This window comes from Parabacteroides sp. AT13 (genome assembly GCF_002272965.1).
GTDB classification, from domain to species: domain Bacteria; phylum Bacteroidota; class Bacteroidia; order Bacteroidales; family Tannerellaceae; genus Parabacteroides; species Parabacteroides distasonis.
In genome coordinates, this window is sequence record NZ_NQMH01000001.1 from 2,174,599 (window position 1) to 2,189,604 (window position 15,006).

At 42.9% G+C, this 15,006-nt stretch carries 13 protein-coding genes; 5 read left to right on the forward strand and 8 right to left on the reverse strand.

The genetic code is table 11. The features are described 5' to 3' along the window. Positions 1–55 precede the first annotated feature (55 nt). Positions 56–601, forward strand: coding sequence for a 3'-5' exonuclease (locus tag CI959_RS09005; protein ID WP_005866535.1), 546 nt, complete (start codon positions 56–58; stop codon positions 599–601). On the opposite strand, the gene CI959_RS09010 is transcribed toward CI959_RS09005, so the two are convergent. The 3 genes from CI959_RS09010 to CI959_RS09020 all read right to left on the reverse strand — a co-directional run bounded on the left by CI959_RS09010 (position 602) and on the right by CI959_RS09020 (position 4,735). Beyond that, positions 602–1,774 carry a dicarboxylate/amino acid:cation symporter gene (locus CI959_RS09010; RefSeq protein ID WP_057316898.1) on the reverse strand — a complete coding sequence of 391 codons (1,173 nt, stop codon included), beginning with the start codon at positions 1,772–1,774 and terminating at the stop codon, positions 602–604. After that, positions 1,743–3,209: a Na+/H+ antiporter NhaC gene (gene nhaC, locus CI959_RS09015; RefSeq protein WP_005860937.1), complete on the reverse strand. Its 1,467-nt coding sequence runs from the start codon at positions 3,207–3,209 to the stop codon at positions 1,743–1,745. The genes CI959_RS09010 and nhaC overlap by 32 nt, the downstream gene beginning before the upstream one ends. 83 nt (positions 3,210–3,292) lie before the next feature. After that, complete coding sequence (locus CI959_RS09020; protein ID WP_009276401.1) at positions 3,293–4,735, reverse strand: Na+/H+ antiporter NhaC family protein; 1,443 nt, start codon at positions 4,733–4,735, stop codon at positions 3,293–3,295. 132 nt (positions 4,736–4,867) lie between these two features. Between CI959_RS09020 and CI959_RS09025 the strand changes: the two genes are divergently transcribed. Continuing rightward, positions 4,868–5,827, forward strand: a complete 960-nt coding sequence (locus CI959_RS09025) for a PCMD domain-containing protein (RefSeq protein ID WP_005860941.1) — start codon at positions 4,868–4,870, stop codon at positions 5,825–5,827. A 76-nt stretch (positions 5,828–5,903) separates the two neighbouring features. Here CI959_RS09025 and CI959_RS09030 read toward each other — a convergent pair whose 3' ends face one another. Continuing rightward, the gene (locus CI959_RS09030; RefSeq protein ID WP_005860943.1) at positions 5,904–6,650 is read right to left on the reverse strand and encodes an MvaI/BcnI restriction endonuclease family protein; all 747 of its coding nucleotides are present in this window, start codon (positions 6,648–6,650) and stop codon (positions 5,904–5,906) included. Then, positions 6,640–6,933, reverse strand: coding sequence for a helix-turn-helix transcriptional regulator (locus CI959_RS09035; RefSeq protein WP_005860945.1), 294 nt, complete (start codon positions 6,931–6,933; stop codon positions 6,640–6,642). Before CI959_RS09035 ends, CI959_RS09030 begins: the two co-directional genes overlap by 11 nt. Positions 6,934–7,037: 104 nt before the next feature. Here CI959_RS09035 and CI959_RS09040 point away from each other — a divergent pair, with 104 nt between their 5' ends. After that, positions 7,038–8,282: a hypothetical protein gene (locus CI959_RS09040; RefSeq protein WP_005860946.1), complete on the forward strand. Its 1,245-nt coding sequence runs from the start codon at positions 7,038–7,040 to the stop codon at positions 8,280–8,282. Between the two features lie 719 nt (positions 8,283–9,001). Further along, positions 9,002–9,211, forward strand: coding sequence for a hypothetical protein (locus CI959_RS09045; RefSeq protein WP_041525591.1), 210 nt, complete (start codon positions 9,002–9,004; stop codon positions 9,209–9,211). Between the two features lie 243 nt (positions 9,212–9,454). On the opposite strand, the gene CI959_RS09050 is transcribed toward CI959_RS09045, so the two are convergent. The 3 genes from CI959_RS09050 to CI959_RS09060 form a co-directional block, all read right to left on the reverse strand. Next, positions 9,455–10,144, reverse strand: coding sequence for an NAD-dependent deacylase (locus CI959_RS09050; protein WP_009018430.1), 690 nt, complete (start codon positions 10,142–10,144; stop codon positions 9,455–9,457). 80 nt (positions 10,145–10,224) lie between these two features. Continuing rightward, positions 10,225–11,127, reverse strand: a complete 903-nt coding sequence (locus CI959_RS09055; RefSeq protein WP_009018429.1) for a FimB/Mfa2 family fimbrial subunit — start codon at positions 11,125–11,127, stop codon at positions 10,225–10,227. 36 nt (positions 11,128–11,163) lie between these two features. Beyond that, entirely contained in the window at positions 11,164–12,555 is a 1,392-nt protein-coding gene (locus CI959_RS09060) for an Mfa1 family fimbria major subunit (protein WP_009018428.1), read from the reverse strand. Between the two features lie 189 nt (positions 12,556–12,744). Here CI959_RS09060 and CI959_RS09065 point away from each other — a divergent pair, with 189 nt between their 5' ends. Then, positions 12,745–14,907, forward strand: coding sequence for a DUF4906 domain-containing protein (locus CI959_RS09065; protein WP_011966949.1), 2,163 nt, complete (start codon positions 12,745–12,747; stop codon positions 14,905–14,907). The last annotated feature ends 99 nt before the right edge of the window (positions 14,908–15,006 follow it).

Here is a 15,006-nt window from a genome sequence, read left to right on the forward strand (position 1 = left end):
CACGCCCCGTCTCTACAAATAAATAGTAAACGGATTAAAAACTAGTAATCTATCTATGGAACGATTCGCAGCCATTGACTTTGAGACCGCTAATGGAAAGCGGAGCAGTATTTGCAGTATAGGTATCGCCATATTGGAGGATGACTGGGTAGTAGATAGCATTTATACCTTGGTACGTCCTACCCCTAATTTCTATACCCGTTGGACTACGGCCATACATGGATTGACTGCTGAGGATACGAATGACGCGTTATGTTTCGAGGAGGCTTGGGAAAGCATCGCCCCGAAACTAAAGGATCTCCCCCTTGTTGCCCATAACAGTCCGTTTGATGAGGGATGCCTGAAAGCCGCCCACGAGGTGTATGACTTAGCCTATCCGAAATATCCCTTCTATTGCACTTGCCGTCTCTCCCGGAAGATGTACCCATTTCTGGTAAATCATCAGTTGCAGACAGTAGCCGCCCACTGCGGTTACGACCTTACCCGACATCATAACGCCATGGCCGACGCTTACGCCTGTGCTCATATCGCCCTTACGATGATGCGGGAAAAAGAGGTCGATACCTTAGAGGCACTTATGGCTTCCTGTTACTCTAGGTAACTATGGGGTGTTTTTCCCGGCTATTTTATCCACCACGACAGCGATAGCGCCATCTCCCGTCACGTTGCAAGCGGTGCCAAAACTATCCATGGCAATATAAAGGGCGATCATCAACGCTTGCAGTGTCTCATTGAATCCCAGCATACTTTGCAAGATACCCAAAGCGGCCATAATAGCCCCTCCCGGAACCCCCGGAGCCGCTACCATCGTAATTCCCAGCATCATGATAAATCCGCTGAAGTTGGAGAAGGTAACCGGTTCTCCCGCCATGATCATGATAGCCATAGCGCAAGCTACGATTTTCATGGTGCTACCTGCCAGATGGATCGTTGCGCAAAGCGGTACGGTAAAGATCGCTATATTCTCCCGTACGCCATTCTTGACAGCCTGCGCCAGTGTCACGGGAATCGTGGCGGCGGAGGATTGGGTCCCCAGAGCCGTAGCGTAGGCCGGTAACATATTCTTCAAGAGGCGGAGCGGATTCTTCCCGGCTATGGCTCCGGCTATCGTGAATTGGATCAATAACAATAATACATGTAAGACAAAGATGACTATGATAACCTTAAGGAACATCGTGATAATACTCATGACTTGTCCACTCACGGTCATGTTCAGGAAGATACCGAAAATATGGAGCGGTAATAACGGGATGATAACCACCTCGATCAGCTTAATGATAATTTCCTTGAAATCCGTGAAAGAGTCACGCAGGGTGGTTCCCGCTATATTAGAAAGCCCTAGGCCAATCGTAAAGGATAGCAGCAAGGCTGTCATGACATCCATTAAAGGCGGCATATTTACCGTGAAGTAAGGTGTCAGCATGAAATCTTCCGGATTCTCCATCGCCGTCAATTCCGTGTTGGTCGGTAGTATGTGCGGGAATATAGCCAATCCGCTCAGGAACGTGAAGAAACCCGAGAAGACTGTTGAACCGTAGGCGATCAAGGCGGTTATCAACAATAGCTTTCCGGCTCCTTTACCCAGATCTCCGATAGCGGGAGTCACCAGCCCCAATATGATTAGAGGGATGGAGAACGATAGGAAGTTGCCGAACAATGAATTGAAGGTTACAAAGATACGTGCGATTCCTCCCGGTAAAAACTGGCCGAACAATACGCCGGCGGCGATAGCGATAACGACTTTAGTTAACAATGATACTCTGATCTTCTTCATGGTGTTGCTTTATTTTGAAGCCAATGGCGGCCATCGTAATACTCATCAACGGACTGATCAGGTTAAAGAAGCAATAAGGAAGATACGTCAGAGTCGCTACGCCTAATATCGTGGCTTGCGTCATGCCACAGGTGTTCCACGGTACCAGCACGGACGTTACGGTTACGGAATCTTCCGTCGTACGGCTTAACAGGCGACTCTCATATCCTTTTTTCTTGTAGATATCCTTGAACATATTTCCGGTAAGGATAATAGATATGTATTGATCGGCCGTAACGATATTCAAGAATAAACCGGAGAATACGGTAGACGCCACCATGCCGACCCTCCGTTTCATAAAGCGCAGGAATACGGACGTAAGGCTTTCTAGCATACCGCTGGCCGTCATGGAACCACCGAAGCACATGGCGCAGATGATCAGCCAGATCGTATTCATCATACCCGCCATACCCCGGGTGGCGACCAAGCTGTTCAAGGCCTCGTTGCCCGTATCGATTTGGGTACTCCCGTAGAATGTCATGAATAATCCCTTAAACAGGGAGGAGGCATCCGCTACCGACGCTCCCGCTACCTCTTGCAATAAATGAGGCTGGAAAAAGATCGCGAGCACCCCCGCCATCGCTGTCGAGATAAACAAGGTGATCAAAGACGGTACTTTCTTGGCGATTAATATACCCGTTACCACCGGTACGATCAGTAGCCAGAGCGAGATATTAAAACTTTCGTTCAACGAGGCGGCGAACTCGGCTATTTGCCCGGATGCGTTCGAGGTATGCGTAAAACCCGCTATGGTAAAGATAATCAACGTGATCACCATAGACGGTATTGTCGTAAGCATCATATACCGGATATGGGAGAACAAAGGGGTATGCGTTACGGAAGAGGCTAATACCGTCGTGTCCGAAAGCGGTGAGATCTTATCCCCGAAATAAGCGCCCGAGATGATCGCCCCGGCTACCCACCCCGTAGCGAAGCCCTGTGCCTCACCGATACCCATCAAGGCGATACCGATCGTGGCGATGGTAGTCCACGAGCTACCGGTCATAACGGATACGACAGCGCAGATCACGCAACAAGAGGCCAGAAAGAAACTCGGATGGATGATTTGCATCCCGTAATAAATCAAGGTCGGGACGATACCGCTGATCATCCAGCTACCGGATAGAGCGCCAATCAACAATAGGATAATTATAGCTGTGGCCACTCCCAATATGTTTTTACATATCGCCTCTTCTATATCACGCCATTTGACTTTGCAGAAGATCATGGCCAAAAGGGAGGCGACCGCCGTGGTGGTAAGTAATACGACTTGGCTTCCGCCGCTCAACGCGTCGCTGCCAAAAGTGCGTATGGTTACAAACAAAAGAGCTACCAGCACGAGGATAGGCACTAGTGAAAGTAGAGGGGAGGGCATCTTCTTAAGATGATTTTCCATTGTTCATTCAGTCGCTTAAATAATGATGGTGCGAAAATACTAAAAATACCTTGAATAACGCTATGAATTATAGATTGATTTCCTTATTTCACAGTCTTTTGGACGATCTTATAACCGGTTGCCGCTATAAGAATGCTCATAAACGGGCTGACGATATTAAAGATGCAATAAGGGAAATAAGTCCAAGTAGATACGCCAAGGATTGTAGATTGTGTCATACCGCAAGTCGTCCACGGGATCAGCACGGAGGTGACGGTGACGGAGTCTTCCGTTGTCCGGCTAAGCAGGCGGCTCTCGAATCCCCGTTGCTTATATACTTCTTTAAACATTTCGCTGTTCAGGATGATGGCGATAAACTGGTCCGCCGTGCAGATGTTCAAGGATAATCCGGACACGACGGTAGAGGCGACCATGCTGGTACGGCCTCGCATGAAATGCAAGAAGATACGTGTGATGCTTTCCAGCATGCCGCTAGCGGACATGGCCCCGCCGAAACACATGGCGCAAATGATCAGCCAAATCGTGTTCATCATCCCGGCCATTCCCCGGGTAGAGACTAGAGAGTTCAGGGCCTCGTTGCCGGTCTGTATCTGCGTGCTGTCATAGAAAGTCATCAGCAGGCCTTTGATATAGGCGATAATCCCGCTATCCGTGATCCCGGAAATCTCCAATAAGGCGTTTGGCTGGAAGATCAAGGCGAATATTCCGGCGAGTATGGAGGAGGCGAAAAGCACCACGATCGAAGGTGTCTTCTTGGCGATCATGATTCCGGTAACGATCGGTACGATCATAAGCCAAGGCGTGATATGGAACGAGCCTTTCAAGGCTTCGGAGAAAGTGGCTATCTGGGATGCGTCCGCTGCCTCCCTCGAGAATCCGGCGATGCTGAATACGATCAGTGTGACGATCATAGAGGGAACGGTCGTATAAAGCATATACCGGATATGCGTGAAAAGGGGCGTGTCCGTTACGGAGGCCGCCAATACCGTAGTGTCTGATAACGGCGACATCTTATCCCCGAAATAAGCGCCCGATATAATCGCTCCGGCTACCCACCCCGTACTGAAGCCTTGCGCCTCGCCAATCCCGATCAAGGCGATCCCGATGGTGGCGATGGTAGTCCACGAGCTACCCGTCATAACCGATACGATACTGCATAGCAGGCAACAGGCCACGAGGAAGAAATCCGTTTGCATGACTTGCAACCCATAATAGATCAAGGACGGCACGATCCCGCTTACCATCCAACTGCCCGATAGGGTTCCGATCAATAAAAGGATGATGACAGACGGTGCGATCCCATAGATGTTACGGGCGATTTGCCCCTCGATATCTTCCCACTTGATCTTGCAATGAAAGACGGCGATCAAAGAGCAGATCGAGGTGGCTATCAATAAGACGATTTGGCTGGCTCCTCCAAGGGAATCGCCCCGGAAAATATAGATGGCTACGGCCAGCATGATGACTAATGTCACTACGGGTAGTAAAGAGATCGCGATGGAGGGTGTCCGGGGCTTTTCTGCCATGGGTTTATTCACGTCGTTTGTTATTTATCATGGATAATCCGAATAAATTCTTTATACGGACCTTCCTTGTGTTATCAATTCTAATTAATTTCGCTGCAAAAATAAAAAAGGATTTGGATAGGGGGGTAACTTATGGTAGTAAATAATCGGTTAGGCTATTTATTTGTCTTTTTGGGGATGAGTATGGCGCTATATGCCCAGCGAAAGACGGAAGTGATCCGTTATGGCGATCTGGATCAGTGGGTGGTACGTAAGATCACGGAATCGGCTATTATCGGGAAGGAGACAAAGACTCTTTACTGCGTTGGCCCTATGGATACGATTATCGGAAATAAACCTTTTGAGCCGAAAGCTTCGCCTTGGGGCAGTTCTAACGTGATGGCAAGGGTGAGCGGGATTACGAAAGCTAGCGTCAGTGTCTACCCCGAAAGACGGGATGAGGGGTATTGCGCACGGCTGGAGACGGGTATAGAATCGATCTCGGCGATGGGTATCATGAACGTGAAGGTGCTGGTCGGTGGATGCCTCTATCTCGGCCGTTTTCTGGAACCGGCGAAGAATTCTTCGGAGACGTGGGGGCAGATCGTTTGCGGTATCCCGTTTCACCAAAAACCTACGTCCTTGTTATTCGATTATAAGGTGAAACTCTCCGGTGATCCCAATCGTATTAAATTGAGTGGTTTTAGCAAGAGATCGGAGGTAAATGGCATTGATATGCCTTTGGTGAATCTCTTTCTTCAGAAGCGTTGGGAAGATAAGGACGGGAACATATATGCTAAGCGTATCGGTACGCTGGTAATCCGGATGGATGAAAATACGGATTGGGTAAACGATGCCAGTTTTACGATCTTATACGGCGATATCACGAAACGTAGCGATTATGAAGAATATATGGGGTTTCAACTCGGTGAGTCCGCCCGTTATAGCTTGAACAGCAAAGGCAAGAATGTGCCCATCCAAGAAATCGGCTGGGGAACGGAGGACGATGAGGTAACCCATATGATCTTAGAGTTCTGTTCCAGTCACGGAGGCTCATACATAGGGTCTCCGGGAAATACCTTTTGGGTAGATAATATCCGGTTGGGATATTGATCCTATTATCGTTGAAACCCTATGGTATTTGTCTCCGGTCTTGATACAGAAGCCAACAAATGAAGCGTAGCTTGTTTTATTCTATGGTTTCGTGATCAGAATATAATAGTCTGATATTAGCCTCTAATATTCTGAATCCACTCCCATGGTCGTGCGGCATACCATATTTGGGGCCAGATTTATAGCTCCCGATTCTTATATCATACATTATCTTCCCATCGGTTAAGAGTGATATAAAACGTTCAAATGATGGCTCTGTATATATATCGGCTTTATTGAAGTAGAAGAGTTCCTTACCTCCTTCTTTTTTCGTTTGGGCAGTTACATATAATAAGTTCTTTAGCTTCTTTGTTAGTGCTTTTTGAATGTCTTGATAGGTGTAACCTACGCTACAATCTAACAGCTCTTTTGTATTTAAGTCAAATACTCCTATTAATATTGTCTTGGCGACAGGGTTGTTTAGGAGTTTAAAAGAATATTTCTTCATATATGTGTTATAGCTATTTGCAAACATAGACGTATGCAAGCTATTTATAGATGGTGCATCTTCATAAGGTGTGCCAAATTTATCTTTTAAATAAGCATTCGCACGTTTGGGAAATGAGGGGCTTTTAGTGAATAGGGTAACGTAAGAGCATGAAGCGCCGCGATGAGATTTTATTTCGAATCCAGCTAAATCGGGCTCGTCTAAATTGTTCTCGACAACTCCGATGTAATCTTCAAATGTTTTTCCAATCCCAGTATTGTTGGCTCTATTGCTTGGAACATATTCCAAGGATTTAACCTCTTTGAACTTTGAAATAATAAAATCCTTATTCTCCATAACGTATTATATTAAATATGAGTAAGTCAATAATATCTCTATCTTTGGAAAAATCTTCCTCTGATATGAATAGCTGTTCTATGGTAATGTTGAAATAGTGGCATATTTTATAGATCTGACTAAGGGTGTACTTATGTGGAAATTTAGGGCTTTCTATACTTCCTATTAAGCCCGGAGCCACTTCGAGGAGATTCGACAACTCTTTTTGGCTAACATTGTTGGCCTCTCTTAGCTCCTTTATCTTAAGGATGATTTCAAGTTGATACTCGGTCTTTCTAATCATTATTGTTATTTTTGCCCAAAAATATAGTTTTATATATGCTTGTGTACTCACAATATGTGAGCAATTGAGTATATTTGCACTCACATAATATAAGTAAGGAAGGTATGTACAAAAGAACGATTGATAATAGGTGGAGCTTTAAGGATGCCGATACCAAAGAATTTACTCATTGCTATCATGCGTATCCTGCGATGATGATTCCCCAAGTAGCAAGAGCTCTAATAGAGGAATATAAGCCAGAGGATGGAGTTGAGCTACTTTTTGATCCATATATGGGAAGCGGTACATCGTTAGTTGAGGCTTCTATAAAAGGTATAAACGCGATAGGAACAGACCTTAATCCATTGGCTAGATTGATGAGCCATGTAAAAACAACCCATTATGATTTATCTTGTATCAGAGATACTTTTTCAATGATGCAAGCCTTGTTCTTTGAGTATTCTGAAGATAAGGTCAAGAATAAGAATTTCGATAATATTTCTAATTATACTTATTGGTATTCCAGAGATAGCCTTTTGCGCCTTTCTTATATTTATCAAGTAATTAATGAATGTGTGGCTTTAGATTTCGCTGATTTCTTTAAAGTCCCTCTTTCCGAGACTGTTAGAGAGGTATCGTTTACGAGGAATGGAGAATTTAAGCGGTTTAGGATGAAGGAAGAGAAAATTAAAGACTTCAAACCGGATGTCTTTCGATTGTTTGAAGAAAAGGTTATAAGAAATATAAATGGACTTGAGGAGTTTAATAGTATAAAATATCCATGTAATATAGATATCTATGACTTTAATAGTACTATAGAAATCCCTTCCGATATAATACAGCCGAATAGTGTTGATATGGTTGTAACCTCTCCGCCTTATGGCGATAGTAGAACAACCGTTGCTTATGGACAATTTTCAAGGTGGGCAAATGAATGGTTCAATTTTGAAAATGCTAAAACACTAGATAATCTCCTAATGGGGGGACGAGTTCAGAAAGAGGAACTTTTTGAGACTAAAAGCATTAAATCTGAACTGGACGAAATAAAGAGCATTGACCCAAAGAGAAATTTGGAAGTGGTCTCGTTTCTTAATGATTATAGCTGTTCTATAAAGAATGTCGCATCTGTAATAAAGAGTGGTGGAGTCGTTTGTTATGTCGTAGGGAACAGAACGGTTAAGGGGGTTCAAATTCCATTAGATTACTTTACTGCTGAAATGTTTGAGAAGAATGGTTTTACACATATCGATACTATTGTTAGAGAAATACCTAACAAAAGGATGCCTTCCAAAACAAGTCCTACTAATGTGGCAGGGAAGAAGGTTAGTACGATGTGCAATGAATATATAGTCATATTGGAGAAGAAATAAGGAAAGAGGCTGTTTTATTTGACTGAATTGATAGCCAATGGCTCCTAGTGTCGAGTTCTTTCTTTTTGACAGTTTGTAATCTTAACGCCCGTAGAATCGATTATTGCGGGGGAATGTACAGTCTACTCTTAAATTTGAGTTAAAATATATTTAATCGCTTGTTGGATAGTTGGATATCAAAAGATGCTCTTTTGTTCTAGCGAAACTAGCTCATCCTAATTCCTATTTTATGGGATGAAAAACCTATCTCAATGGGTTACGATAGGGAAGTGACAGGGTTATGATGGCTATTCTTGATAGTTCACGACCCTATTCTTGACTATTCACGATGCCCAACGGCACTATTGGCGTTGCCAAACACGACCGATAGCGTAGGCTTTTGTCGATACTCGTGTGTAAAAAGTAGTACTTTGCCGCATAAAACGCCGCTTACAACCTCCTTTTTCCCATTATCTTGCCTCTTTTACGAATAGGCTATGTCACGATATGCGCTTTATTTCGGTCAAAAGGATTGTATAACTGTTGTTTTACTGACAGGTGGATTCTTGCTGAATATAACCTGTCTCAAAACAGGCTTACACTGAAAGTATTCCGGCATTAGATAAATAACTTAGAGCGAAATAGTCTGTGTTGAGAGTAAATAATAAATAGATTATTGGAAGTGGGAAATAAGCTGCTTTTAATGTACGTGCGTACATTCTTACGCCGCATGGTTGAAGATGCAAAACGGTTGTTTGGTATTGACTCGTGGCGACTCTGAATTCAATGCCGCTAAGACTGGTTCTGACGGTGCCTTGATCTTCAACGCATACCAGAAGACTGACGCTGAGGATATGGTAACATCTATCGAAGGCGCTGACGCTGAAGGCGTATCTATCGTAGCGGTAGCTGTTGACGGCGAGGAAGCTGTAAAGGCAATCGTGAAATAAGAAATAAACGAAATAAGATAATCATACGATTCCCGTGCGGGTATCGATCCAAGTAATCCGTGACGGATGAACAGGCGGGAATTGGATTAATATTAATACTAAAGTAATAAATTAAAGTTCATCCGTAAGTACTTCCGTGAGGATGGAAGCGGATAAAAAAACAAGTCCTTGGCAATGTGTTCGCATGCCGAGGACTTCGTTTTTATACTTGCCTTCGTCAGACCTAATGAGTGTATGAATTGTTTAATTCTGCGTAAGCAACTCGGTCAGCCTCTTGACCCCTTCCGAGGCCCCGGCCTGTATATGCTCAATATCGTTGCGATAAGTACGTACATCTTTCGGGTCGATCAAGTAGATCGGTTGGCCCCGGCGCACGTAGTTTAGCAATCCGGCGGCAGGATAGACGTTTAAGGAGGTACCGATAATCACGAAGATATCACAATCTTCCACCAGCTTGATGGAAGGCTCTATCATGGGTACCGCCTCTCCAAACCATACGACGAAAGGACGTAGCTGATTTCCGTGAGGGTCCTTGTCACCCAGATGAATATCCGGGTTCTCCGGTGATAGATCGTAGGTCGTGTCCAGATCCCTTACGGAGCATGCCTTCATCAACTCTCCATGCAGATGGATCACGTGGCTGCTACCCGCACGTTCATGTAAGTTATCGATATTCTGGGTAATGATCCGTACGTCGAAATCTTTCTCCAAGGCGGCTAGGCCGAGGTGACCGGCGTTAGGTTTCGTATTCAATAGCTCTCTTCTACGCTGGTTGTAGAAGTCGAGAACCAATTTTGGGTTAGCGGCGAAGCCTTCTGGTGTAGCTACCTCTTCTACACGATATTTCTCCCATAACCCGTCCGAGTCACGGAAAGTGGAGATGCCGCTTTCCGCGCTCATTCCCGCTCCGGTAAGTATGACTAACTTTTTCATCTGTTACTTGTTTAAAATGTATAGATGTATATATTAATAGTTACGAAGTTACGACTTTATCTTGAAAAAGCGATGAATAATTACATTTCATCGCTTTCTTTTATATCCCAACCGTTAATTTTTATATCGATCGGACTATAACCATTGAATGATATTTCAATTGTAAAATCATGTTCATTTTCTAAATTAATATTGGGATTTTTCCCAAGAAGTTCTCCGATAAGGTTTTCATCGTAGCAAACTGTATTTGTTTCATCCACTATCTGTAAACGTGGTATCCGGTTCTTATCAAGTTTCATTACATTGAAATCAGCGGTTAACGTATTACTCTCTTTTGCGACCCTCATATAAACAGGTATATAAAGAATCGGATCGTCATGGGCGAACAATGATGAATATCCATATTTACCATTGTTGTCTTCAATATAGATGTTATGAGATATGTCCTTATCCAAATTATGAGCAATAACACGGATATGATTTGTAATCTGTTTTAGATTTATCCAAGCAATCATTTTTTCGTGTTCATCCAATGCTACAGTCTCGTGTATCCCATGATATAGTAACTTGGGCTGATCTGTAACTCGGTTATCCGTATCCCGTTTCAGGAATAAGAAAAAATCTTCTATATGTGTTTGACCCGGTATGCATGTTGTTATTCCGTAGGTTGCCTCGTTATAACCCGCCCATGTTACAAATTGGTAACTTCCTTGTTTATAAGGAAGTTCCAATTCGTAATTATCATCGATCCATATCAGAGAATCATTTATTTGTGAAACGAAAATACCTTTGTCATCAAAAATGAATACAGATAACCGATCAACCCCATTTTTGTTACTTTGGGTATTTGTACCGGTCGGATACCGGAATTTAAGAACGATGCCGGTATTGTCCGGAATGCATTCAGGTAAATTTTCTTTTATACAGCTCGTCATCGTGAACGACCATGTAATTAATACTATCCATTTTAAATAGGCTTTCATCTCACAGATAAATTTTAAGAATTCATAGATAGTGGGCTATAGATCATAGTCTTCTTCATAGACTTCCCATGGAGTTATTTCTATATCAGTACTTATCCATGTTTCTGATTTAATCACCTCTCCGGTATCGAAATTGTCTGAAGGATTTCCCGGAGCTTGTATGCTATGGATGTTTACCTTAAAATACTGATTCCGGTAAACGTTATAAGGTGCTTGAGGTGACGTAGCATTGGCATTGACGAAAATGTGGAAGTAACAGATACCATTTGTAAATGTATTCTCATTCAATATGTATGTTCCGTTGTAAAGAGGCATCCCCGGAGTATTTTTACTGCAAAGATCGGCATATTGTTGTGCTATAGTCCCATTTACAAAATAGTTGGCAATACCGTCGGCTGTTCTGACTACATAGAATGTTTTGTCGGAATTATTGGGATTACTGATAATCGCAAAATCTGCCGGTTGGGTTGGGCTGGGATTTGAAGTCGATATTACTTTATCTGGCGTAAACACTCCGCTGACACTAATAAAAGTCGTTCCGTTTACTTCTGTTTGATCCAAGCTGTATTTGAATGAGTTCTCAGGTGCGTAGGAAAAAGTGACCGGATCGTCCGTTGAAGTATAGGTGTTTATGGCGTCCGACCCTCTTTCGAAATCCGATACGGAATAATTTTCCCAATTATAGTCCTTGATAATCCCGTCTCTTTTATCCTGTATGAAATAGAACTTTTTATTCAAGTTCCTCCAACCGAATTTTATCTCCGTCATGTTTCCTCCTCCGTTTACAACAAAGTCATTAGCTTTGAATACTGCTGCTTTCGCTACAACGCGGGAAACCGGTATAGCCATGCGATTCGTTTGGGCAAGGCTTTCATTTTCATATAAGTTTGCAGCCGGGGTACTTTCCGGATAACTCGTGTTGAACATGACAAAGCCATTTGTCAGATCTGCCAGTTGCGAGATTTCTTGGGCAAATTGATTGTAACTGAATGATCCGAGTCCATTGGCTGTGATATAGTTGACCATATCTGTATTGAGGTTCACTGCTGCAAAAATATATTTATCGGCTTTTTTAGTTTTGATAGCTCTGTTTGTTACCCAAGTGGAGCTACCGGGAGATTTGGGGGCAAGAGAATTGTCGTCTACCGTAAATTCGGCAACTGTCGGAGTATTTGGGGCATCGGTATCGTAGATAAATACATGTAAGGTCTTGACCTTGTTCTCGTCCGCTATTCCCTGATCAATGGCACGGCCCGAAGCGGCTTTCGTCATAGTGGTGTGGGGAATATTGATAGCGATAGAGGTATATGCGTCCGGCATATCGGCATTCGGGTCTTTAGCAGATCCTTGAGGAAGCTCGTTATCTTTACTGCATGCAGTGATAGCTAATGCCGCAAATAACGTAATATACAAATTGTTTGTTTTCATATGCCTATATTTTTTAGTGAATACTTATATTATTATTTAATTCATCCGGTTTGGCCCGGTTGTCCTATAGAACACCCGTTCTGTCCAAATAGTTATATTTTCTTGGGAAATGGAAATTCTTTAAAAGACAATGAGTTTGGTTGATGGAACAAAGGGAGGAGGATTTGTGTTCTATCTGAAAAATGCATCATGAGAAAATTTATATATATCCTGGTCGTTTTTCTTTTTTTTATATCCTGTAATGACGAGACAGGGATATCTGTCGGAAATGATGTAGGTGGTATAAAAATGAGATTGGTAATAACGAGTCCGTCTTCTACCGTTTATTCTAAGACAAAAGCTGAGATTGATCAGCCCACTCATGAGTCTTTGATTAGTGAAGTTCAGGTATTGGTATTTGAGGACCAGAAATACCGGTATCGGGTACCTGGCATATCTATCAGTAGTAATATGGCACAAACAACATTCACGGTACTTCTGAAATCAACCTCCTTGCCTGTGGAATTGCTTATTTTGGCAAATACTGACGAAACTGTTGTTTCCAATGAACCGTCGTTGGACGATAGTAAAGAGGTCGTAAAAAAGAAGATAAATCGGGAGTTTGATAATTTAGTTTCCAATTTCCCGATGTATGGCGAATATAAATTTCCTGCCGGACTGTCATCCACCGAAATGCAAGAAATCACCGGGATAAAGATGTTGCGCTCCATAGCCCGTGTGGATGTTGTTGCTACCGAAGCTGCAAATTTTAAACTGGCGGGAGTAAAAGCATATCGTGCTAATAATTCGCTGCAAGTGATTCCCAATGAAACGGGTTCTATGAAAGTAACGACACCAAGCGTTCCCGACGGAAGTATGGCAAATGTAAGCAGCCGTATGTTTTCGGTCTCAGAGGAGGATCGGAATGAATTCTCCGCACAACTTTATTTGCCGGAGGTCAGTTCTCCAGCCGAAGGCGACCGGGTGAGCAGTGCGACGTGTATCGTTGTAGGCGGTTACTATAATGGAAGTGAAAAGATGAGTTATTATCGTATGGATTTTGACCCGGACAATAAAGAGAATGCTTTTGGGCAAATCTTGCGTAATCACAAATATATATTTAATGTGAAAAAGGTTTCCGCTCCCGGATGGGATAATCCTGACGATGCGGCGAACAATCAGTCTGCACATATTGTGGCAGAAGTGCGACAATGGGATGATAATACGATCGATATGTCTTTTGACGGAGAGCATCATTTCGGAGTTTCCTCCCGTGAAATCATATTGAAGAATAAGGCTGGTTCTAAAGCTACTATAGAGGTGTTTACCGACTTGTCCGACTACACATTACAGTGGGCGGATGAGAATGGTATGCCGATTGGAAGTGAGGGGCAATCATTGTCAAATGATTATTTTACCGTAGAAAAGAATCTGGACGGCAGCCAGTTAGTTGTAACGGCCTTACAGAATAATATGTCTGGCGATGCTGGGCCGGTCCAGAACTTTGTCATTACTGCTCATCGGTGGAAAATCTTGGTGGCGATCAAGCAAAAATATAGCGTAGCAGCCAATACGGTAATTAATTTGTTGACATTTAATGTCGGCTTAGGCAGTTTAGGTACTAATATTGTTGCTTCGGTACCTCCCGACGCACGTGCAGACGGTTTAAGAGGCATATTGGATAATCAAAGTAATTTCGGTCCGAACGGGAATGTCGTCTGTGGAGGGTATAATCTGATACGGTCCAACGTTAGTAATAATAGATTGACAGATGCCCTTTTTGCTGCTTTTGATGTCGTATATGTCCATTATATGAGCAATGGTTATTTTGGAAATGAAGATGCGAAGAAAGTACATAATTGGTTGAATGCAAAAAAGAATCGTGTGCTAATCGCTTCTTATGACGCTGCGGATGTAAGTAAATATCTGATCGATGAATTTTTAGGAGGAAATAGCAATATAAAATTTTTGACTGTCAATAATGGTGAGTTTACCGTAGCTCCATCAAGTGCGGATAATAGTTTCTTCACTTCTACTGGACCTTTTACAAGTGGATCTTATACTCCGGTCTCTTCGAGTTTCTCATTTCGTAACTACGATGCCTATCATGGTGAGATACTTTTGAACACTGAGTCGGCAAAAGGAATCACGCCACTCTTGACTGGGAAGGCTGGTGGTATCGTATTAGGAGTAGACTATTCGAGACGGATCGTTTATATAGGAGATACGGATTTGGGGAATTCTTCATCTGGGACTGGAGGTACAAAAGATAACCGGATAAATAATACTTCAGGAGAGATAAATAATGATGCTTCCAAATTGATAGCCAATGTTTTTGCATGGATAACCAATGTCGTATTATATGGGGAATAGGGAAAAGACTGAGGATGTATGTCTTTTGTTTGTTCTAAAAAGATTTGAATGAAATAAAAAGTTCTTACAAAATGCTGTTATACGATTAAAAGCATTACT